A 21,649-nucleotide genomic window follows, 5' to 3' on the forward strand; every position below is an offset into this window, starting at 1 on the left:
GAAGATTGAATGGTCTAGATTTTATCATAATGGGAAAAGTTGAGCGGTTCGAGGATTTGGAAATTTGGCAACTGGCACGGGAAATATGCAATGATATCCATAATTTCATTGAAACTACAAGTTTGGGAAAGAATTATGCGCTTCGTGATCAAATGGATAGATGTTCAGGCTCCATAATGGATAATATTGCTGAAGGCTTTGAAAGAAATGGAAATAAAGAGTTTATTCAATTTCTGAGTATTGCAAAAGCTTCATGCGGCGAATTACGATCCCAGTATTATAGAGCTTTGGACAGAAAACATATTGATCAAGAAACTTTTGAGATTCAAATCCAAAAAGTACTCCTGGAAAGTAAAAAAATAAGTTCATTCATGACCTATCTTATCAAGTCGGAATTTAAAGGTTCTAAATTTAACCGATAGCTCCTTGAACTTTAAACCTTAAACTTTGAACCAATAATGAAATTATTAGACGGAAAAACAATCTCCAATAAGATAAAGGAAGAAATAGCCCTTGAGGTTACCCAAATAAAGGAACGTGGTGAAAAAGTACCACATTTGGCCGCAGTTCTTGTAGGGAATGACGGTGCTAGCCTCACCTATGTGGGTAGTAAGGTAAGGTCTTGTAAGAAAATCGGTTTTGAATCCACCCTTATACATTTGCCCGAAGAAACCTCAGAGGAAGAATTACTCGAAAAAGTGGAACAATTGAATTTGGATGAAGCCATAGACGGCTATATCGTGCAATTACCTTTACCCAAACACATTGATGAGGAAAAGGTATTAATGGCCGTACATCCTGATAAGGACGTAGATGGTTTTCACCCGACCAACTTTGGAAAAATGGCTCTGGATATGGAAACTTTTATTTCTGCTACTCCCTTTGGCATAATGGAATTGTTGAGGCGATACGAGGTGGATACGGTAGGTAAGCATGCTGTGGTCATCGGTCGAAGCCATATTGTGGGCAGGCCTATTAGCATACTGATGAGTCAAAAGGGAAAAGCGGCAAATTGTACGGTGACATTGACGCATAGTCGTACCAAAGATATCAAGGCATTGACATTGCAAGCGGATATTATTGTTTCGGCCTTGGGCGTGCCCCATTTCTTAAAGGCGGATATGGTAAAGGAAGGAGCGGTAATTATTGATGTGGGCATTACCCGGGTACCGGATGAATCCCGGGAGCGAGGCTATTACATTACCGGTGATGTGGATTTTGAAAAGGTTTCTAAAAAAGCATCCTTTATAACTCCCGTTCCAGGTGGGGTAGGCCCAATGACCATTGCCATGTTGCTAAAGAACACCTTACTGGCCAGAAAAAGGCATAGAAGTAAAAAGTAACCGACTTTTACGAGTATCTACCAGGTTAAATCAAACGTGGAAATTGTTTTTCCTGCTAAAGAGAATCAGGATTATCTCCTATAGCCGTTTGCGTACTGTCATTGGGAGTCAGTACATCCAAATCATTGCTGTCATCATAACTGCAACTTCCTATGGCTATAACCATGGCCAAAATAAGCCCAACACAAATTAGTTTCCTCATAGCTGATAATTTAGTAGGTGTCTTCATCGAGCTACCGTAATTTAATAACGGTGAAATCCGATATTTGGTATTTGATGGTTAATGGGAAATGAGTACCTTTTGTGGGAATTGAGTGCTAAGTTTTAGCCAAAGAATTCGATATTCTCCAAAAGATACTATGATAAAATTGGATTTTAGCTTTAAAAGAAGTACGGTTGAAGTAAATAGCGGGGTAAAGTCTAGTCTTTCAAGTTTACGAACCGGTGCTTTTTGGTTGAAGATTAGTATCATTTTTTTGTCGGTTTCACACCTGTATGCACAAAGACCTAAGCTGATAGTAACCACGGATATTGGCCAGGATCCTGATGATCAGCAGTCATTTGTACGGCTTTTACACTATGCCAACGAGTTTGATTTCTTAGGGTTCGTAGCCAATGCCGATTCAAACTACGACCATGAACCCCCATTGATCCGGGATGATATACTACATAACCTGATTTCAAAATACGCATTGATACAGGACAGGTTAAAATTACATTCCCCTCATTATCCTACTGCGGATTACCTGCATGCGCTTGTAAAAAAGGGGAGTAATAATAATGGTGTAAAAATACCGGTAACCGATTATGTGGGCCCGGGCCATGATACGGAAGGCTCCGATTGGATCATTGAATCGGTGAAGCAATCTAGCGGACCTATCAATGTTGCCGTATGGGGCGGGGCTTGTGATTTGGCTCAGGCGTTGTGGAAGGTAAAGGAGACACATTCCAGGGAAGAATTGGCAACATTCGTTAAAAAGCTAAAGGTCTATTTTATTGGGAAGCAAGATTCATCCAATGAATGGATTATCCAAGAATTTCCGGAGCTTTGGCTGATATTGGCACTTGACCCATCCGGAGATAAATGGGCTTCATCCTATAGAGGAATGTTTCTTGGAGGAGATATTTCTTCAACATCACGGGAATGGCTTAATGAAAATATAATAGGAAAAAATCCCTTGGCCAGCGAGTATCCGGATGAAGCCTATACCGGAGGTAAAAAGCTCAACCCACATATGGCTCTGAAGGAAGGAGATTCTCCCTCTTGGCTGTATTTTCTTTCCAATGGGCTGAACTTTCCGGATTATCCGCATTGGGGAGGATGGGGTGGTCGTTTTAAACAAGAACGCCCAAACTTTTTTAGGGATGTGCAGGACAAATATTTTGACAAGGACAAAGAGGCTTGGAGAATGTCATCCATGGCAACTGTATTTCGATGGCGGACCGATTTTCAGAATGATTTTGCGGCTAGGGCACATTGGGGATCCGAGGATCAAGATAGGGTAAACCATGCCCCAATTCCTGTAATATCCGGTAATCCAGAGGACGCATATGTAGAAATCCCCGTAGAAGCGGGAAGCACAATTACTTTGGACGCCTCAAATTCCATAGATCCGGATGGGGACAACCTTAGCTTCAATTGGATAGTCTATCCAGTGCCAGGAACTCTTATGGAGGCGGATAATACCATTATTGAAGACACGGACAATACAAGGGTTGCGGTCAATATTCCGAGGAGGGCCAAAGGTACGTCCATTTCTATTGTTTTAAGGGTAGTGGATGATGGGGACATTCCATTAACCGGCTACAAAAGAATACTATTGAAGGTAGAACATTAATTATCATACTACTTAAAAACCAGCTAAATACGAGTTTATGCAAAAACACCTCTTTTTTTCCATCACCTTACTTAGTATTTTAACAGGTTGTCGGTCGGAAGTAGAAAAAAAATCACAAATGGCTATAAATGTATCTTTTTCTGAGATTTTGGAGAAAGGGGAACTGGATGGACGGCTCCTTTTAATGCTGTCGGACAAGGATGGAGACGAACCCCGTTTTCAGATCAATACAGGCCTTGATACACAAATCATTTTTGGAATGAACGTCGAAGGAATGAAGGCTGGTAAGATACAGAAGTTCGATGCCGATGTCTTTGGTTTTCCGTATAACAGCTTGTCCGATGTCCCGCCAGGGGAATACCATGTTCAAGCGCTTTTACACGTCTATGAAACCTTTGACCTATCTACAGGTCACACGGTAAAACTGCCTATGGATAGGGGTGAGGGCCAACAATGGAACAAATCACCTGGAAATCTGTATAGCAAACCTCTTAAAATAACCATTACCAAGGAGGGTGCTGAAAACATAAACGTAGTTATGGATCAGGTGATTCCTCCAATTGAGGAACCAGAGGATACGGAATGGATAAAACATGTAAAAATCAAGTCCGAGAAACTTTCCGAATTCTGGGGGAGGGATATGTACCTAGGGGCCCACGTACTTTTGCCCAAAGGGTTTAAGGAACACCCCGAGGCCAAATATCCATTGATGATTTTCCATGGACATTTTCCAAGTGATTTCGGTGGATTCCGAACCACCCCTCCCGACCCAAATATGGAACCTGAGTACTCGGAAAGATTTGATGTACAAGGTTACAATATTGTTCAGGAGCAGGAGGCCTATGACTTTTATAAACGTTGGAATGAACCTGATTTCCCAAGGTTTCTTATTATCGAAATCCAGCATCCTACCCCGTACTATGATGACTCCTATGCAGTGAACTCAGCAAGTCAGGGACCTTATGGTGATGCCATCACCTATGAGTTGATTCCATACCTCGAGAAGACGTTCAGGGGCATGGGGGAAGGTTGGTCACGCTTTTTATATGGCGGATCTACAGGAGGATGGGAAGCCCTGGCGGTACAAGTTAAGTATCCGGAGGAATATAATGGTTGCTTTGCCGCTTGCCCGGACCCCATTGATTTTAGGGCCTATTGTCTTACCGATATCTATAATGACAAGAATGCCTATTTTTATGAAAGTGACCATAAGCCGTTGGAAGTCCCGGGACACCGAAATTATCTGGGACATGTACAGACCACGATTAGGGAATACAATCATTTTGAGTTGGTTTTGGGGGATAAAAGCCGCTCCGGTCAGCAGTGGGATATTTGGGAGGCCACCTATTCTCCACAAGGTGAGGATGGCTACCCGGTTCGTTTATGGGATAAAATGACTGGTGACATAGATCATAAGGTAGCGGAATACTGGAAGGAAAACTATGATCTACGCCATATTTTGGAGCGGGATTGGGATAAATTGGGAGAGCGTCTAAAGGGCAAGATCCATATTTACTGTGGAGATATGGATAATTACTATTTAAACAATGCCGTCTACTTAATGGAGGATTTTTTGGAGAGTACGACCGACCCCTACTACGAGGGTGAAGTACTGTATGGGAATCGCGCAGAACATTGTTGGAACGGAAACCCAGAGCAACCCAATCATATATCTCGTTTGCGATATAATAGCATGTATGTACCTAAAATTATGAAACGCATTGCGGAAAGTGCACCCAAAGGTGCGGATTTAACCAGTTGGCGCTATAAATAAAATGTAAATGAACACCACGAACAAAGTAGCATGGGCGGTATTTGCCATTTTGGCGGTTGTTATCGGGCTCTATCCAGCGCTTTATTTTTTTATCGATAGAGAATTCGGGTTATTGACTTCTAAGGAAGATGCGCTACTTTCCAACTTATTTTGGAACATCGGATTCTACGGCCACATTCTATTCGGGGGCTTGGCCCTATTGGTAGGGTGGGTACAATTCAATAAAAAGTGGAGAAACGCAAACTTGAAAAGACATCGCACCATTGGTAAAATATATATCATTTCCGCTCTGATTAGTGGGGTTTGCGCTATCTATATTGCCTTGTACGCAACAGGGGGAATTATCTCCACACTCGGTTTTATGAGTTTAGGTGTTCTTTGGCTCTTTTTTACAGGCAGGGCCTATCTCGCGGTGCGCAAAAGGGATTTACAATTGCACCAAGGGTTTATGATATATAGTTATGCCGCTTGCTTTGCAGCTGTAACCCTTAGGATTTGGTTGCCTTTACTGACCTTTATTTTTCACGATTTTACAATGGCCTATCGCATCGTGGCGTGGTTATGCTGGGTACCCAATATGATATTCGCATTTTTTTGGGTGCGAAGGCGAGGTTTGCAATTGGGATAAATACGATGATTTACAATGTTCTTACCAATAAAAAATAAAAATTCATGAAACCATTTTTAGGCATTATGCTATTGTTCGTCTCCATTACGGTTTCCGCTACGGAACGATGGGACATTTTTGAAATAGAACTAAAAGGGCCAAAAGTAGAAAACCCCTTTACCGAGATTTGGGTACAGGCCGAATTTCAATTTAAAAACTTCCGTTACCATGTAGATGGATTTTACGATGGCAATCAGACCTACAAAATTCGATTTATGCCGGAACATGTTGGAAAATGGACGTATGTCATAAAAAGTAATTCTCCTGAAATGAGCGGTAAGACGGGAAAGTTTCGATGTACCCCGGCAACACCGAACAACCACGGCCCTGTTTCCGTACGGGATACCTTTCATTTTAAATATGCGGATAGCACGCCCTTTTATGTGTTGGGTACTACGGCTTATGCCTGGATTCACCAAAAGGAAGAACGGATAAAGGAAACGTTGAACACCTTGGAACAGGAGGCCTTTAATAAAATTCGGATGACGGTTATGCCCAAGTATTATGGCAGATACGTTTCCAATGAACCGGATCTATATCCTTTTGAAGGTTCGTTGGAATCAGGTTGGGATCGGACGCGATTTAATGTGGAGTTTTTTAAGCATCTGGAAAAACAGGTCGGGGAACTTCGGAAGCGGAACGTAGAGGCCGATATTATCATTTTTCACCCTTATGATAAGGATAGTTGGGGCTTTAGCAAGGGTACCATAGAAGAAAATGTATTCTATTTAAAATATCTGGTCGCAAGATTGGCATCGTATCGAAATGTCTGGTGGAGTATGGCCAATGAATATGATGTAATGCACAAGCCAGAATCGGAATGGGAAACTTATTTTAAGGAGCTTGTTGCCAACGACCCGTACCAACATCTAAAATCCATTCACAATGGCAAGTCCTGGTACAATCATTCCAACCCTTGGATAACCCATTTAAGTGTGCAGACTCCATATTTGGAGAAAACTCAAACTTGGCGGGAGACCTATCATAAACCCGTTATCAATGATGAATTCGTCTACGAAGGCAATGTTCCTTTTGACTGGGGAAATCTTACTCCGGAGGAAACCGTAAACCGATTTTGGACCATATATTGCCGTGGGGGATATGCCTCACATGGGGAAACCTATGTACATCCAGAGAATATTCTTTGGTGGGCCAAGGGAGGCAAATTGTACGGGGAGAGCCCTAAAAGATTGCGGTTTCTGGCGCAAATCATGAAAGAGGCCCCGGAAAAAGGATTAACGCCCATACACACGCAATGGAATAAAGAAACCTATCTGTACAAGGAACAGGACTACTTTTTGTTCTATTACGGAAATAGTCAACAAGCCAGTGCACGGTTGAAGCTTGCAAAGGATAAAAAGTATAGTGTCGAGATTATTGACGCCTGGAACATGACTATAGAAAAACTACAAGATGAATATAGCGGTACGGTGGAAATTCCGCTCCCCCAAAGACCCTATATGGCGGTAAGGGCCATGGCACAATAGAAACCCGAAATCTATAAGAACAATTCAAAAATTTCAGGAGAAGGAAAATGAAAAGTACAGTATTGATAGTAGTGGTTCTGATGGGCACTTTGATGCTTTCATTAAAGGAAAAAGAAGATTCTAGCCCCAGAGTATTTGTATTTACGGATGTCAATATCGATTCGGGCGATCCGGATGATAGGCAATCCTTAATCCATCTCTTATGGTATGCGGATGAATTGAAAATAGAGGGAATTGTACCAGATCGATGGAATGCAAAAGGCTATGAGGCTTGTGAAATGGTTTTGGAGGCCTATAAAAAAGATTATGAAACCTATGGATTCCAGGATTTGGGATATCCTGATACTAAGCACATTCAAAATAAAATCGCCAAAGACACCTTGGATGCCGTACGACTTTTTTCAAAAGCCGCCTCAATAGAAGACAATCCGCTTTATGTTTTGGTTTGGGGCAATATGGAAGTTTTTTATAGGGCATTGGAGCAGAACCCCCATTTGGCAAAGAACATTCGATTGATAACAATAGGTACCGGATTGATGTTGGAACAGCATATTCCGGAAATGCCACCAAGTTGGGAAAGATCGGTTCCTTGTAAACAATTGAACTGGAACGGCTTTGGAAGGGACAAAATTTACAATGACTCCAAGTTTGATAGCATGTGGTGGTTGGAAATCAACTGGACCTATGCCGGAATGTTTACCGGAAAGCAACCGGAGCAAATGTTTCAAAAACTATCAAAATATGGGAACCTGGGAATGCACATCAAGGAAGTGGTCAAAAATCACAACTGGGCCCAATACTTCCGCGTTGGGGATACTCCATCCGTTTTATATGTCCTAGATCCGAACAATCCTTTGGCCGATCCTACATCTGGCAGCTGGGCCGGAAAATTCGTAAAACCTTTTCCAGTTGAAAGACCTAACTATTACACGGATGACCACGGGCCGATTACATGGAATTATAAGGACCCATGCTTAACATGGGAAAACCATACCAAGGTAGATGCCTATGCCAGAGGAACTTTGGAGGAAAAAAGAGAGGGAATGTATGAAGCATTGTTGAGCAAAGTAGGAAGGATCTACAGGCAGAAATAAGTAAAAGAACATAGGTAATAGTAGTTTGATTATGGATCGTAGAAAATTTATGAATCAATTGGGCTTAGGATCGACAGCAACGGTTTTACCTTCGATGATGCTACCGTTTAGCACTTCTGGCCAGGGAAACCATAAGACCAAACCCCTGGTTTTTGGGATTGTAGCCGATGTACACAAGGACCTTATGCCAGATGCGGACGAACGCTTGGAAAAATTTATATCCGAAGCACAAAAAAGAAAGGTTGATTACATCATGCAGCTTGGGGATTTTTGTATGGCCGATGACAAAAACCAAGATTTCATGGATATTTGGAAAACCTTTAAAGGTCCCAAATACCATGTGTTGGGCAATCATGATATGGATAGGAATTCCAAAAAAGAGATGTTGGAATTCTGGGACATGCCCAAAACGTATTATTCCTATGACTTTCATGGTTTTCATTTTGTTGTACTGGATGCTAATTTCCTCTATAAGGATGGGGTTTTTATAGACTATGAAAGATCCAATTTTTATGTGGATAACTCATACAGGACCTTTATTGATGATGAGCAAATGGAGTGGTTAAAGGCAGACTTGGAAGTGACTACGGCTCCAACGATCATATTCTCACACCAAAGTCTTTGGCACTATCAATGGGGCGTAAAAAATCGGCTGGCCATACAAAAGATTATGGAAGCACATAAAAAGAAAATTATCTGCTGTATGAACGGCCATAACCATATCGATTTTCATCATCGTCAAAATGGTATCGATTATCTAGAAATCAATAGTATGTCCTACCAGTGGATGGAAGATAAGTACAGAAATACCCAACGCTGTCCAAAGGCCATGTACGAGCAATACAAATGGTTGCCCAATATGGCTACCTATAAGAATCCGCTCTATGCTTTTGCGACCCTTGACCCAAAAGGGATTCTATCCCTGGAAGGTGTCAAGAGCGAATGGGTCCCGCCCTCGCCCTATGCCATGGGAATGCCCAAAAGTATTTATGGTAACGAATACTCTCCGGAAATCTCGGATTACCATTTACAATTTGGATAGGGATAGCACGTAGTTTAAAGTACGGATTCTTGACATTCCAGTCATTTGTATTTCAAAGGGACGATGAACAGATTCGCGGGTGAAACAGGACTATGCAAACATGAATATTCACTATATTGTAGATCTTCAACCAAGACCATGCAAAATGAAAAAATCACTCCTCTTTTCACTATTAAGTGTAACGATTTGTATATCAGCTATTGGGCAATCGGGAAAGGTCTATGACAACCTGACCCTGAGCAGCAAAATCCTGAATGGCGAACGCAACTACGCGGTGTATCTGCCTCCGGATTATGAAAGCTCCGAGCGTAGTTATCCCGTACTTTATCTGTTGCATGGTGCTACAGATAATCATACGGGGTGGGTACAATTCGGTGAGGTACTTCATATAACCGATAAGGCCATTAAGGAAGGTAAGGCAACACCTATGATTATAGTAATGCCCGATGCCGATACCGGTCAGATGGGCTATTTTAATGTAGGCGACTGGAAATACGAGGACTTCTTTTTTGAGGAATTGATGCCGCACGTAGAAAAGAAATATCGCATAAAAGGAGAAAAGCGTTATCGCGCCGTAGCCGGACTTTCCATGGGAGGCGGAGGATCCTTTATGTACGCTTTGCACCATCCGGAATTGTTTTCTTCGGCCTGTCCGTTAAGTGCTTATGTGGGACCGTTGACCATTGAAGATTTGAAGCGACGTATTGCTCGGGGCGACAAAAAATATTCGGATAAGGAAATCAAAGAATACTTTCAAAAACACAATGCCCTGAATTTATTGGAAAGTGTTCCCGTTGAGGATATCAAGTCCGTCAGATGGTATATTGATTGTGGTGATGATGATTTTTTATATGAGGGCAACAGTTTGGTACATATAGCGATGACCAAAAAGGAAATTCCACATGAATATCGCGTACGGGACGGAGGGCATAGCTGGACCTACTGGCGCGAGTCCCTGCCGGAAGTACTTCATTTTGTATCCCAGGCCTTTCACCAATACTGATTTTATATGAGGCAAAAAATCATAATATTTTTGTTTTTGGTTGTCTTCGGATCAAGTCTTGGGCTTTCGCAAGAGTACCATACCATCTCCAAAAAGGAACTTCGAAGCAAAATAGAAGGGTATTGGTTAGGACAACTGGTAGGGAATTATATGGGATTTCCATTTGAATTTGTGTATAGTGCTGATCCGGCGCCCATTTTCGTTGATAGATATTACAATGTGACGGATTCCGCCGGCATCAAGATGAATTACACCGATCGCCGGGGCAACGTCAATATTTTTGCGGATGCCTTGGGAGGAGCTTGGAGCGATGATGACTCAGATATCGAATTCGTTACCCTACATGCCGTTGAGGAACATGGGTTGGATATCAATTACCAAGAAATTACGGATGCCTGGAAAAAGCATATCAACCGTTTTATTTGGGTAAGTAACCGCAAAGCTCGTGACCTTATGGAAGAAGGGCTGGTAGCCCCGGATACCGGTAAAAAGGAGAACAACCCTTACTGGTATGCCATAGACCCCCAATTGGTGAACGAGATTTGGAGCGCTTTTTACCCCGCAATGCCCGATATGGCCGTTGAGCGTGCCGAATGGGGGGCCAGGATTACCAGTGATGATTGGGGTACACACCCTACGATGTTCTATGCCGCCCTTTACAGCGCCGCTTTTTATGAGAAGGACATTGCCAAATTATATGATATAGGCATGTCTTATATTCCAAAGGACAGCCCCTTTTATAAGGGTTTGCAAGACGTAAAAAAGTGGCACAAGGAGAACCCGGATTGGAAAACTACCCGGGAGCTCATAAAGAATAACTACTTGGCATATCCAAAAGTGGTGGATAGTCCATTTTATCAGGAGGTCTCTGCAATGGTCAATGGACTCTGTGGGGCCATGGCCATACGCTACGGTGAAGGAGATTTTATAAAAACCACGGGCATTGCTGTTTCCGCCGGATATGATTGTGACAACCAAGGAGCCACTTGTGCCGGCTTGATCGGGGTATTAAATGGTGCCGGGTGTATTCCCAGGGAATTGACGTATGAAATGGGTTACAACGAAAAATGGGACGCTCCGTTCAACAACCAATACATCAACTATTCCCGTGATGGCCTACCCAACCTCACCTATATTTCGGACATCGTAGATCGAATCTTGGCCATTTCCGAAAAGGCCATTTTGGAAAATGGCGGAAAGAAGACGGAAGAAGATGGTACTACGGTCTATCACATCAAAGCTTAGAATGGATAGAAAGCGAATCATTGCCCAAGTTGTAGCGGCCATACTGCTATATACCATTATTTCCTTGATTTTAGAAAAGGAGTACACCCAACCGGTTGTCCTCAGGGAATTGGGTGAAGGGTCAATATTCGGAATTATCTATGGACTTTTTATCTGGATACGGGAAAAATGGAGGAACAAGGAAAGTGAATAAGGGATTTGGAAAAAATCTTTTGAGTGTTGCCCTGGAGCACTAGGTGTCCAAATACTATTTGGCCATGGCTTTAAGGTTTTCGAACAGCCAGTTTCCCCTACTCAACATAAATGCCCTCACTTTGCAAATAGTTGTCCTATATCCTTAAAGGACTTAAATTCAAGGGCATTTCCAGCAGGGTCCAAAAAGAACATTGTGGCCTGTTCCCCAGGTTGTCCTTCAAAACGAATGTATGGTTCAATAATAAATTCAACCCCTTTGTGCTTCAATCCATCCGCAAAAGGTTGAAACATATCCCAAGGTAATACAACACCATAATGCGGTACAGGAACATCATGCCCATCTACTGGGTTATGGTGCAGGTCTTCAATCTCCGATTTAGGTTTATAGTGAATCACCAATTGGTGGCCGAAGAGGTTAAAATCTACCCAATGGTCACTACTTCTGCCTTCGGAACAATTCAAAACATCCCGATAAAACTTTCTGCATTCGTCTAGATTGTGAACAGGAATGGCGATATGAAAAGGTGCTACATTTGGCATAAATCAACATTTGACCCCACTTCTTCGAGCTTACGTAGGGTCGCGATTGTGGGTTATAAATGTAGCCCTTTCCTAGGACTTCAAAAAATCCACGATTTGTTCGTTAAGATGTTCTTGATGCATAGAATGCCCTAAACCTCTGGTTCGAATAAATTGACTGCCATTCCAACAAGCATGAACTTTTTCCGAGGCGTGAAAAGGAGCAAGGGTATCCAACTCATCATGAAGCAAAAGCCCCTTTTTGGTATTGTTTTCCACAAATTTGGAAGAAGAAAAGTCCCGTACCTGAAAATCGAATCGCTTAAAAATATAGTCTTCGAAAGCTTTTAACACTCTAGTATTAAAGCCCAAGAGCTTTTGATAGTGTGCCAGTATTTCATGAAATTCGGAGGGGGAACCGATGGTTACAATTTTTTCTAGCTCCAAATGGGAATGTTTACTTTGGTTGTACAAAATCGTCATACCACCCACGGAGTGGCCAATGATATGAGTAGGGCTAAATGTCTTTATCATATCCTCTAGACAGTCTGCGTAGAGTGGGACATAAAGTATTTTTCCGGAAGAATGTCCATGTGCCGGGGCATCAAAGGCAAAAACATTGTAATCGGCATCTCTCAATTTGGCGATTAGATTGCGCCAGCGAAAGCTATTGCTTTCCCAACCATGAACCAATAGCACGGTCTCTTTGTTTCCGGGCCAATGGTAGGTCTGTAGTTGGTGTCCCTGGGTATCCTCAACCGAATATTTTGCTTTTTCCAGATAATCGAACTGCTTTGGAAGTACCCTGCCCTTGCGAACCGTACAGAAAACATTAAATGCCTTTTTAGCGGCCTTTGTTTTGGAAAATAGGGAGAGCAGATTAAAATAAGCCCCGTAGAGCCTTGGAATAAGTTTAGTAAGAATCTTTTTCATAAAACGAATTAAGTAACTTTTTGTAACTTACTCTTTTAAAGAAACTAAAATATGCATTTGTTTTACGATAAAAAAGAGGTTGTAAAGTAATAACTAGGTATGGGTATGGAAACTATTACTGAAAATGAGAAGGTTAGGGTGGCAAAAAAAATAAAAAAAATGTTTGGCCATATCGATCGGCGTACGGCGGAATACTGCCCTATTCGCGATGTTATGGCCTTGGCCTCGGATAAATGGAGTATTCTTATCGTTCTATATTTAGGATACTACCCCATACTTCGCTTTAATGAACTTAAAAAAAAGGTATACGGGATTTCAAATAAGGTCTTGAGCGAAAAATTAAAACTTCTGGAAACGGATGGTTATTTATCCCGAACCTTATATCCGGAAGTGCCTATACGGGTAGAATATGAGCTTACCGATTTTGGACACTCCTACCTACAGAAATTGTTAGATCTTACCGAATGGGTAACCCAATACAGCGATACTATTTTGGCTAACCGAAAAAAAACTCAAAAAACGGCAACTCGCCAATAGTGGTTGGTTGTCGGTTGGTTGGTGTTCAGTAAGCAGTTAACAAGTATCAGTTGATATTTTTCGAAGACTATCGACCAACAACCAAAAACGAACAACCAATTAATCCCAGCCGATCATCATATATTTAATTTTGGCCTTATCCGGTATTTGAACTGCCTCTATATTTACGCTGGATGCATAGCGCAGACTGGAAGGAAGCTCTTCCTTGCTTATGGTGAAGTAAGCATCACTATCCTTTAGCAGAACCAGTATATTGTTCATAGAAGTAATAATCTTCTTAATTTTATGCTTTTCCTTGATATCCTTAAAGGTACTTTGAATGCCAACTCCTCTTTCGGTGAGAAATCTTGGATCCTCAATGCGAACATTTTCAATGATTGGAATACTATCCGAACTTGGTGTTAGGGTTAATAAAAGTTGGCCGCCCTTTTCGAGTATTTTAATCCGTTGGGCCTTGTTCGCAAAATTTAACGTAGTTGTATCTTTTGCCACGGAATCCGAGGCAAAAATCAATTCCACATCCCTGGCCAAACTACCCTTTTCCAATTTGCCTACCTTGTTTTGAGTTATCAAAAAGGTCGTGTCCCTTTCTTTTTCGCAACCCCACGGGAAAATTAGTAAAGCGACAACAAAAAGTATGTAAGCGATGCGCATTATCGGATAACTTTTTTCAATACACCCAATACACCACGGATAAAGGTGGCACTGGTCAGTACTTTAATGACTGGATTTTGACGTGTACTCCTACGGGAAGTAGTACGCTTGCGGGTAGGTTGGTTCCTTTCCTTTTCGGCCAAGGCCTCCGCCTTTTCTATTTTTTCGTTCAATATTTCATAGGCACTTTCGCGATCGATGACTTCACCGTATTTCTTGACCAGTTTGGAACCATCGATTACTTCTTTCAACTCTTTATCGGTAAGCACGTCCATACGACTCATTGGGGCTCGTAGCAAAGTAGCAGCCAATGGGGTAGGGCGACCTTTCTCATCCAGGGCCGAAATTAGGGCCTCCCCGATTCCAAGCGAGGTCAAGACTTCTTTCGTGTCATAATAGTCTGATTCCGGATAATTTTCCGCAGTTAACTTTATCGCTTTTCTGTCCCTAGCTGTGAAGGCACGAAGTGCATGTTGTACCTTTAATCCCAATTGCGCCAGTACCTCGTTAGGCACATCGGTAGGGTTTTGGGTCACAAAATAGAGACCTATACCTTTGGAACGGATTAATTTTACAATACTTTCTATTTGTTCCAAAAGGGCCTTGGACGCCTCCTTGAAAATCAAATGGGCCTCATCAATAAATAAAATCAGTTCCGGTTTGTCACTATCGCCCTGTTCCGGAAAAGTGGCATAGATTTCGGCCAATAGGCTCAACATAAAAGTAGAGAAAAGTTTGGGCCGATCTTGGATATCCGTGAGCCGAATGATGTTTATATAGCCCCTACCTTCTTCATTGATACGTGTAAGATCATCTACTTCAAATGATTTTTCACCAAAAAACAAATCGGCGCCCTGTTGCTCCAGTTCTATAATCTTTCGCAGGATAGTACCCGTAGAACTTGTGGAAATACGGCCATATTCTTTTTGAAATTCCTTTTTGCCGGCTCCCGTGGCGTATTGCAGTACTTTTTTAAAGTCCTTGAGATCAAGCAGGGGTAGTTTGTTATCATCACAATATTTAAACACCACGGAAACAATACCTTCTTGGGTTTCGCTCAAATCCAGAATTCTAGATAAGAGCACGGGCCCAAATTCTGAAACCGTAGCCCTGAGCTTTACCCCATTTTGCTCGGAAAGGGAAAGGATTTCCACGGGAAAACGCTTCGCTTCAAAAGGCAGGCCTATTTTCTCATGGCGTTCGTCTATTTTTGGATGCCCGGGACTCGGTTGGGCAAGACCACTGAGGTCCCCTTTTAAATCCATTAAAAGAATGGGAATGCCTTGGTCGCTTAAATTTTCGGCCAATACCTGCAAAGTTTTGGTTTTTCCGGTACCTGTTGCTCCGGCAATGAGTCCATGTCTGTTCAAAGTCTTTAGGGGAACCTTAACATGTGCCCCGGTTACGGCCTCTCCTTCCAACATGGCTGCACCCATGGTGATAAAATCGCCTTTGGTAGTATAGCCTTTTTCGATATGGGTGAAGAATTGGTCTTTACTGCTCATTCAATGAATTTTGGCCTAAAAATAGGGATTTTTGTGGGTTTAGGGTTTGTTCTCAGGTGTTTATTGCATTATGGACATAGGTTTCTTGGTACGTAAATCAGGATGCCATAGGCCGGGTTTATTGATTTTTAATCGTGCCGATACCGTAAATTAAATGTTTTCGATTAAATTGAGATTTTTATCAAGAAAATTGGCGAAAGAAACGTTCTTAAAGAAAAGGTGGTATCTACTTTGGTCCATTTCCCGTAGTTCAAAGTTGGCCGGGATACTTTGTTTTCTTTTGGGGCCAATCCTATCCTATTCCCAGACAAATAGTGCACCGGTAGTAACCGCCCAGGGCGATCAGATTTACTGCCCTTTAACAAGCGTCCCTATTGTAACCGATTTTGATATCACTGACCCTGACGATAACGAAATCGAAGCTTTCTACGTTCAAATTTCTTCGGGCTATCAAAGAGGTCAGGATATTTTAAGGTTGCGTAATGATCATCCACAAATTACTACCTCTTGGAACAACCAAGAAGGCAAACTGTCCGTAACGGGGTCCTTGGGCGGCCCGGTACAATACAGCGATTTGATATCCGCGGTTAGGGATATAGTTTTTGAGAGCACCTCGGGTACGCCTACAGAAGAAAAGTTGTTTTCGTTAACTATTGGCAATGCCAACTATTTGCCTCAAACGGGACATTATTATGAGTTCGTTTCGGATATTGGTATTCGTTGGGACGAAGCGCGTGATGCGGCAGAGGCCAGGACGTTTTTTGGCCTTCAAGGTTATTTGGCAACGGTACTATTGCCAGAAGAAGCCCAATTAACTGGGGAGCAGGTAAGTGGTGCAGGTTGGATAGGTGGTTCAGATGCCCAGACCGAGGGAAGATGGCTGTGGGTTACGGGCCCTGAAAGTGGACAGGTTTTTTGGAATGGTGGAATTAATGGGAGTAGCCCTTCTTTTGCATTTTGGAACAACGCCGAACCTAATGATTTGGATAGGGGAGACGGTATCGGGGAAGATTTTGCGCATATAACGGCACCCGGCATTGGAATTCCGGGTTCTTGGAACGATTTGCCCATTGCCGGAGACTCCTCCGGTGATTTTCAGCCTAAAGGATATGTCGTAGAATATGGAGGCTTTCCAGACGACCCCGTATTAACATTATCGGCCAGTACACGCCTAAGAACTCCTAAAATATTGAATACTGTGGACGCCACCCTATGTGGTGAAGGAATATTAGAACTCTCTGCTGAGGCATCCTTGGGCCAGGTAGTATGGTTTGATGAACCCCTTGCCGGAAATCTCATTCATGTGGGTGATACTTTGACCACCGATTTGATTTCGGAAACTACAAGTTTCTATGCGCTTGCTTCTGTGGATGGATGTTTGGAAGGCCATAGAACGGAGGTTATGGCCATCATCTATCCCCTTCCCACGGTTACCGAGGCCATTACTTTTAAGAACTGTGATGAAGATGGTTTTGCGGACGGTTTTGCGGATTTCAATCTCAATGAGACAATTTCTTTTTTTACAAATGAGAATAATGACCATGGGATATCCTTTCATTTATCTGAGGCCGATGCAAATCTTAGCGAAAATGAAGTTGATCCCTTACCCTTTAACAACGCGGTAAGTCCCATCGTTTTTGCCAGAGTGGAGAATGTGTACGGTTGTTATGGGGTGACCGCCATAAACTTGGAAACTTCTACTACGGCCTTTCCAGAAAATTTTACTTATGAATTGGCCAATTGCGATATTGATGAACAAGACGGGTACTCCAGCTTTGATTTGAACCAGGCATCCGCGGCCCTCACTGCCCAATTTCCGGCCAACCAAAATCTACGTGTCCAATTTTATAGAAATGGCTCCGATGCCCAACTGGAATTGAATCCAATTGGCCAGACCACCCAATTTGTTAATGAAAACCCCTTTCAGCAAACCTTGTTTGTTCGTGTAGAAAGTGAAGATAATGGGGATTGCTTCGGAATCGGTCCTCATTTGACCTTAATTGTTCATCCGCTGACCGTTTTTGAAGTAGCGGAAGATTATGTGTATTGTTCCGGAGAGTTTATCGAAGTAGGCCCCATTAATGCCCTGGGCAACTATGATTATGTTTGGTATGGTCCGGATGGAATGGAAATAGGGAATCAAGAGCGTGTTATAATCGATAGTGCAGGCCAATATTCGGTTGTGGCCACATCAAGTTTGGGATGTGAATCCGAACCTAAAAGTTTCTTGGTAAGGGAATCCAATACACCTGCATTGGAAACACAGTTCATACGCGTACAAATGGATGGGGAAGTAGGTATAATTACCGTTTTGAACGAGAACCAAGAATTGGGCATAGGGGATTACCGCTTTGCTTTGGATAGCCCTTTTGGGCCATTTCAGGAAAGTGGCGTGTTCACTGATGTTGAGCCTGGTCTACATACCTTATACGCCAATGATACCAACGGCTGTGGAAGTGACCAAATAGAGGTAGGTGTAATCGGTGTGCCAAAATTCATGACCCCCAACAACGACTCTATTAACGATACATTGGGTATCCTAGGTTTGACTAACGAATATTATCAGAGCGCATTGCTGTTTATTTTTGACCGGTTTGGCCAATTAATGGGTAGTACAAATGCCCTTGAGAGCCCTTGGAATGGAATTTATAGCGGTCAAACCCTCCCTCCTTCCGATTATTGGTATGTGCTTGAACTTAAGGATTTCAATGGCAATGGGCATACCATGAAGGGCCATTTTACATTGAAGCAATAATCGTTGACCATGGTGTTGGTAAACATTCTACGTTTTATCTTTGCCGAATGGTGAAAGATAAAATAATGACCTTGGTGGATAAGGGATTGATGCTCCCCTTAATGGAGGAATTTTACACTATCCAAGGGGAGGGATATCATAAAGGTACTGCTGCCTATTTTATTCGGGTAGGTGGCTGTGACGTCGGTTGCCATTGGTGCGATGTGAAGGAAAGCTGGAATGCTGATACGCACCCACCTACAGCCGTAGAAAGTATAGTGGAAAATGCGGTCAAATATTCGGACACCATTGTTATTACGGGTGGGGAGCCCTTAACTTGGGATATGACACCGCTTACCCGTGCCCTTAAGAAAAAAAAATTAAAAACCCATATTGAAACTTCGGGAGCCTATACACTAACGGGGGTTTGGGACTGGATTTGTCTTTCGCCTAAAAAAAATAAGTTGCCACAGCCCGAAATCTATGACGTGGCCCATGAACTAAAAGTCATCGTTTACAATAAACACGATTTTCTTTTTGCCGAGCAGGAAGCGGCAAAGGTGAACGAAAACTGTATTCTGTACTTACAACCGGAATGGAGCGTCCGTGAAAAAATGATTCCGTTAATCGTAGATTACGTGATGAAAAACCCCAAATGGATCGTTTCCTTGCAAACCCACAAATACTTGAACATTCCATAGGCCAACTTCAGATTACTTAAAATTATATTACGAAATTTGCGAATAGAAAATACCTGTATTATTTACCGCCCTCCGTTAGATTGTAAATCCAAAATACATTCAGGATCAAGATTGGGAACAATCATTGCGGAACCACTGGCTGTTTTTGTCTCCAATAATTTTAAAACACTTGCTCCACTTAGAGAACAAGCGGATTTGATTTCGCCAGATTTACCGGCCAAAGCGCTTTTAAAGCTTGGGCTTCCAAATTGCAATTCCGCCCGCATTAAACAGCCTTCTACACTACAATGGTTTGGGGCGTCCGGGTCTTCATGCTCATTGATTGGGTCAGTACCTAAATCTACAAGTCCAAACAGGTGGCCAAATTCGTGTTCCAATGTGGCTGTTTCTACATCGGTAATGGAAATAAAAATACTTTGAGCCGCCAAACTCCAAACCGTGGACTCATGAATAATCATGGAAGTATTGCGATATACGGCACCTAGGGTCACCAAACCTTCTTCTTCATCGTCATCATCTGCCGGGGCATCCGCAAAATAAATATAAATGGCCAAGGTATCGTCCTCGTTGTAGGCCGTTCTATTATCGCTTTCCAATTGGGCAACTTCCTCCAAGCTTAAGGTCTCTTCATCTGGAGAGGGCAATTGGGTATAAACAAGTTCTATATCCTGCTTAAAAGTTCTAGCCCTAAGAAAATTTACAAAATTCTCCATGGCCCTCGGGGTAGGTCTGAACCCTATAACGTAGGCTATCTCTATTTTGAGCTTGGTAAATGTATCATTGGAAAGAATGTCGTTTGCCGAATCACCGGTGCCCAAAAGATTGGCAGATTTATCTATGGTAGGTGGGGGGTCTGGCCCATCATCATCCGAACTGCTGGAACATCCTAAAAGCAGAAGGTAGAAAGCGGATAGCACCAAAATGGTATTAATCTTCATGACAATTTTTTTTGTATCAAGATAACGCAAAAAATGTACCCAACTGTATTCTAAAAGGGTCAAAATACATTTAATTTTGCTAAATAGTCGTAATGTTCCCCATTACTTACGAGTTCACAGGCCATGCCATGTACAACCGATGCCCTTTTTAAAGTGTTGTAATCCAAATACAACCAGTAAAAGGGAAATCCTTTGTTCCCTTTGTACTCTAGGGTAAATTGTACTTCTCCGTAATAATATTGACTACTAGGGAGCCATATACTGCCATCGTTATCTTCATCATACATATAAATAATGTCACTAGAATCCAATAGAATTTGTCCGTTGGGCTTCAATAAAGACTTAAGATGCGTAAAATAACGATCTAGGGTTTGAAGTTTGCCGATAATACCAATTCCGTTCATCAACAACAAAAGGGTGTCATATTTTTTGGTGTGATCCAAAATATTGCTGCATACAGTTTGTTCAATTCCCCGAGATCTACAAGTTTCAATGGCCCCTTGGGAGCGATCCAAGGCAGTCACTTTAAATCCTTTTTGTTGCAAATAAAGGCTATGGCTACCTGCACCACATCCTATATCCAATACTTCGCCGTAACAAAGATCTAATGCTTTTTGTTCAAGAGTGGGCATGTTGTCATAATCTCTGAAGAGATGGGGCAGGGGCAAAGTATCCTTAATATTTAGAGAAGAAAATGTAACAATATCTTCGGTATAGCGTCCAATTTGAAAATCCAATAAAGCTTTGCCAAAGATGTCTTCCATTCTATAGGATTTAGTTTCTACAAAAATGGTGTATTTATGGATTTCTTGGCTAGTTTTGACGGATGATTTAATAGGTATGGAGGAAATATTGAGACAGCTTCCACAAAAGGCAAAGGAAAAAAACACAGAAAACACAAAGTTTTTTGCCCGGTTAAAAAAGAAACCGCCCAAAAACTTGGATTACGTAATGCAGGAACTCCATGAATTGGAATTTGAGCATACCGATTGTCTACTCTGTGCCAATTGCTGCAAGACCACAGGTCCACTTTTCACCGATGTAGATGTGGTACGGATTTCAAAACATCTAAAATTGAGGCCCCAAAAGTTCATTGATGAATATTTACGTATCGATGAGGAGAACGATTATGTGTTGCAGCAGCTACCCTGTACTTTTTTGGGAGCGGACAACTATTGCTCCATTTATGAAGTACGGCCAAAGGCTTGTAAGGAGTTTCCGCATACAGACCGAAAAAAGTTTCATCAAATTAGCCATTTGACCCTAAAAAATGTGGCCATTTGCCCTGCAGCCTTTACTATTGTCGAGAAAATGAAGAAGTCAATGAAAAATGGATTATGACAAAGGTGTATTTCAAACATATTTCCTTACAAAACAAGACCACGGGTTTAACTTATATCCTAAACAATAACGAAAATCATTTTTTATAAACACTAAAAC

The 21,649-nt window shown here is 42.1% G+C and carries 22 protein-coding genes; 15 read left to right on the plus strand and 7 right to left on the minus strand.

Annotation, left to right across the window (positions count from 1 at the left end):
• Window positions 1-29 precede the first annotated feature (29 nt).
• A complete protein-coding gene (locus ACP2AF_RS09915) occupies window positions 30-422 on the plus strand; it encodes a four helix bundle protein (protein ID WP_425235997.1) in 393 nt (130 codons plus the stop codon).
• Window positions 423-458: 36 nt separating this feature from the next.
• Window positions 459-1,343: a bifunctional methylenetetrahydrofolate dehydrogenase/methenyltetrahydrofolate cyclohydrolase FolD gene (gene folD / locus ACP2AF_RS09920; RefSeq protein WP_425235998.1), complete on the plus strand. Its 885-nt coding sequence runs from the start codon at window positions 459-461 to the stop codon at window positions 1,341-1,343.
• A gap of 55 nt (window positions 1,344-1,398) precedes the next feature.
• On the opposite strand, the gene ACP2AF_RS09925 is transcribed toward folD, so the two are convergent.
• Entirely contained in the window at window positions 1,399-1,545 is a 147-nt protein-coding gene (locus ACP2AF_RS09925; RefSeq protein ID WP_425235999.1) for a hypothetical protein, read from the minus strand.
• A 157-nt stretch (window positions 1,546-1,702) separates the two neighbouring features.
• Between ACP2AF_RS09925 and ACP2AF_RS09930 the strand changes: the two genes are divergently transcribed.
• The 9 genes from ACP2AF_RS09930 (at window position 1,703) to ACP2AF_RS09970 (ending at window position 11,686) form a co-directional block, all read left to right on the plus strand.
• Window positions 1,703-3,181, plus strand: a complete 1,479-nt coding sequence (locus tag ACP2AF_RS09930) for a nucleoside hydrolase-like domain-containing protein (protein WP_425236000.1) — start codon at window positions 1,703-1,705, stop codon at window positions 3,179-3,181.
• 118 nt (window positions 3,182-3,299) lie between these two features.
• Complete coding sequence (locus tag ACP2AF_RS09935) at window positions 3,300-4,955, plus strand: alpha/beta hydrolase-fold protein (protein WP_425236001.1); 1,656 nt, start codon at window positions 3,300-3,302, stop codon at window positions 4,953-4,955.
• Between the two features lie 7 nt (window positions 4,956-4,962).
• Window positions 4,963-5,583: a DUF2306 domain-containing protein gene (locus ACP2AF_RS09940; protein WP_425236002.1), complete on the plus strand. Its 621-nt coding sequence runs from the start codon at window positions 4,963-4,965 to the stop codon at window positions 5,581-5,583.
• 44 nt (window positions 5,584-5,627) lie between these two features.
• The gene (locus ACP2AF_RS09945; RefSeq protein ID WP_425236003.1) at window positions 5,628-7,109 is read left to right on the plus strand and encodes a DUF5605 domain-containing protein; all 1,482 of its coding nucleotides are present in this window, start codon (window positions 5,628-5,630) and stop codon (window positions 7,107-7,109) included.
• Between the two features lie 47 nt (window positions 7,110-7,156).
• Entirely contained in the window at window positions 7,157-8,203 is a 1,047-nt protein-coding gene (locus tag ACP2AF_RS09950) for a nucleoside hydrolase-like domain-containing protein (RefSeq protein WP_425236004.1), read from the plus strand.
• A 31-nt stretch (window positions 8,204-8,234) separates the two neighbouring features.
• Window positions 8,235-9,245 carry a metallophosphoesterase family protein gene (locus tag ACP2AF_RS09955; RefSeq protein WP_425236005.1) on the plus strand — a complete coding sequence of 337 codons (1,011 nt, stop codon included), beginning with the start codon at window positions 8,235-8,237 and terminating at the stop codon, window positions 9,243-9,245.
• 145 nt (window positions 9,246-9,390) lie between these two features.
• Window positions 9,391-10,248, plus strand: coding sequence for an alpha/beta hydrolase (locus ACP2AF_RS09960; RefSeq protein WP_425236006.1), 858 nt, complete (start codon window positions 9,391-9,393; stop codon window positions 10,246-10,248).
• 6 nt (window positions 10,249-10,254) lie between these two features.
• The gene (locus ACP2AF_RS09965) at window positions 10,255-11,493 is read left to right on the plus strand and encodes an ADP-ribosylglycohydrolase family protein (RefSeq protein WP_425236007.1); all 1,239 of its coding nucleotides are present in this window, start codon (window positions 10,255-10,257) and stop codon (window positions 11,491-11,493) included.
• 1 nt (window position 11,494) lies between these two features.
• Window positions 11,495-11,686 carry a hypothetical protein gene (locus ACP2AF_RS09970; protein WP_425236008.1) on the plus strand — a complete coding sequence of 64 codons (192 nt, stop codon included), beginning with the start codon at window positions 11,495-11,497 and terminating at the stop codon, window positions 11,684-11,686.
• 116 nt (window positions 11,687-11,802) lie between these two features.
• Here ACP2AF_RS09970 and ACP2AF_RS09975 read toward each other — a convergent pair whose 3' ends face one another.
• Together ACP2AF_RS09975 and ACP2AF_RS09980 are read right to left on the minus strand one after the other, a co-directional pair.
• Window positions 11,803-12,228 (minus strand): VOC family protein, encoded by a 426-nt coding sequence (locus tag ACP2AF_RS09975; protein ID WP_425236009.1) that lies wholly within the window; start codon window positions 12,226-12,228, stop codon window positions 11,803-11,805.
• Window positions 12,229-12,300: 72 nt separating this feature from the next.
• Window positions 12,301-13,140, minus strand: a complete 840-nt coding sequence (locus ACP2AF_RS09980; protein ID WP_425236010.1) for an alpha/beta fold hydrolase — start codon at window positions 13,138-13,140, stop codon at window positions 12,301-12,303.
• A gap of 105 nt (window positions 13,141-13,245) precedes the next feature.
• Between ACP2AF_RS09980 and ACP2AF_RS09985 the strand changes: the two genes are divergently transcribed.
• On the plus strand, window positions 13,246-13,677 hold the full coding sequence (locus tag ACP2AF_RS09985; RefSeq protein ID WP_425236011.1) for a winged helix-turn-helix transcriptional regulator: 432 nt from the start codon (window positions 13,246-13,248) through the stop codon (window positions 13,675-13,677).
• Window positions 13,678-13,776: 99 nt separating this feature from the next.
• Here the strand turns inward: ACP2AF_RS09985 and ACP2AF_RS09990 are convergent, their stop codons facing one another.
• A complete protein-coding gene (locus ACP2AF_RS09990; protein WP_425236012.1) occupies window positions 13,777-14,331 on the minus strand; it encodes a hypothetical protein in 555 nt (184 codons plus the stop codon).
• Window positions 14,331-15,836 carry a helicase HerA-like domain-containing protein gene (locus ACP2AF_RS09995; RefSeq protein ID WP_425236013.1) on the minus strand — a complete coding sequence of 502 codons (1,506 nt, stop codon included), beginning with the start codon at window positions 15,834-15,836 and terminating at the stop codon, window positions 14,331-14,333. Before ACP2AF_RS09995 ends, ACP2AF_RS09990 begins: the two co-directional genes overlap by 1 nt.
• A 169-nt stretch (window positions 15,837-16,005) precedes the next feature.
• On the opposite strand from ACP2AF_RS09995, the gene ACP2AF_RS10000 reads away from it, so the two are divergent.
• Window positions 16,006-18,591, plus strand: coding sequence for a T9SS type B sorting domain-containing protein (locus ACP2AF_RS10000; RefSeq protein ID WP_425236014.1), 2,586 nt, complete (start codon window positions 16,006-16,008; stop codon window positions 18,589-18,591).
• A 47-nt stretch (window positions 18,592-18,638) separates the two neighbouring features.
• Window positions 18,639-19,271 (plus strand): 7-carboxy-7-deazaguanine synthase QueE, encoded by a 633-nt coding sequence (locus ACP2AF_RS10005; protein ID WP_425236015.1) that lies wholly within the window; start codon window positions 18,639-18,641, stop codon window positions 19,269-19,271.
• Between the two features lie 62 nt (window positions 19,272-19,333).
• Here the strand turns inward: ACP2AF_RS10005 and ACP2AF_RS10010 are convergent, their stop codons facing one another.
• Together ACP2AF_RS10010 and ACP2AF_RS10015 are read right to left on the minus strand one after the other, a co-directional pair.
• Entirely contained in the window at window positions 19,334-20,209 is an 876-nt protein-coding gene (locus ACP2AF_RS10010; RefSeq protein ID WP_425236016.1) for a hypothetical protein, read from the minus strand.
• Between the two features lie 59 nt (window positions 20,210-20,268).
• Entirely contained in the window at window positions 20,269-20,973 is a 705-nt protein-coding gene (locus ACP2AF_RS10015) for a class I SAM-dependent methyltransferase (protein ID WP_425236017.1), read from the minus strand.
• A gap of 76 nt (window positions 20,974-21,049) precedes the next feature.
• Between ACP2AF_RS10015 and ACP2AF_RS10020 the strand changes: the two genes are divergently transcribed.
• The gene (locus ACP2AF_RS10020) at window positions 21,050-21,550 is read left to right on the plus strand and encodes a YkgJ family cysteine cluster protein (protein ID WP_425236018.1); all 501 of its coding nucleotides are present in this window, start codon (window positions 21,050-21,052) and stop codon (window positions 21,548-21,550) included.
• Window positions 21,551-21,649: the final 99 nt, after the last annotated feature.

It is taken from the genome of Ulvibacterium sp. (genome assembly GCF_965248315.1).
Taxonomy (GTDB): Bacteria; Bacteroidota; Bacteroidia; order Flavobacteriales; family Flavobacteriaceae; genus Ulvibacterium.